Genomic DNA, 602 nt, shown 5'->3' on the forward strand with positions numbered 1-602 from the left:
TGTGACCTGAACAAAAGCATAATAAACATAGGCTTTGCAGGTGCGGTGCTGCTGACGACAGTGCTTGCTTTCACCTCCTCAGCCTATACAGACCTTGCCACCGATAAATCATACTCGGTGTTCGAGTCACTTTTCACTCTCGATAAAAATATCCTCCGCACCGACCCAATGCTGTCCTCAGTGCTGGTTTTCAGAAACGGACTTTCGGGATATATCACAATGTTTTTGCCTATTGTCGTGGCATTCCCTTTCATGGTGTCTTTCTGTGCAGAGCGAAATAACGGACTGATGCGTTTCACCATATCCCGCACAGGCAAGCTAAGATATTATCTTTCAAAATTCATATCCGCACTTATCTCAGGCGGATTTGCCGTTATGCTTGGTATAGCTGTTTACGGCATAGCCTGTGCAGTGCTTTTTCAACCACTTTCGGAGTTTGACGTATCAGCCGACCAGCTTCAATACATAATGCAAGACAGCACAGGTAAAACCATAATCAAAATGCTTGCAGTAGCTTTCGCATATGGTGCAGTTTCCACACTGCCTGCGTTTTTCCTAAGCTCATTTTGCAAAAATCCGTATATCATAACCTGCCTGCCTTT

At 44.7% G+C, this 602-nt stretch carries 1 protein-coding gene; it reads left to right on the forward strand.

Going from position 1 to position 602, the window contains the following annotated elements; translation table 11 throughout:
- Window positions 1-602: hypothetical protein (locus DW793_RS14910; protein ID WP_118158555.1), on the forward strand; the 602-nt coding region annotated here is incomplete at both ends.

The organism is Ruminococcus sp. AM31-15AC (assembly GCF_003462045.1).
In the GTDB taxonomy this organism is placed as follows: Bacteria; Bacillota; Clostridia; order Oscillospirales; family Ruminococcaceae; genus Hominimerdicola; species Hominimerdicola aceti.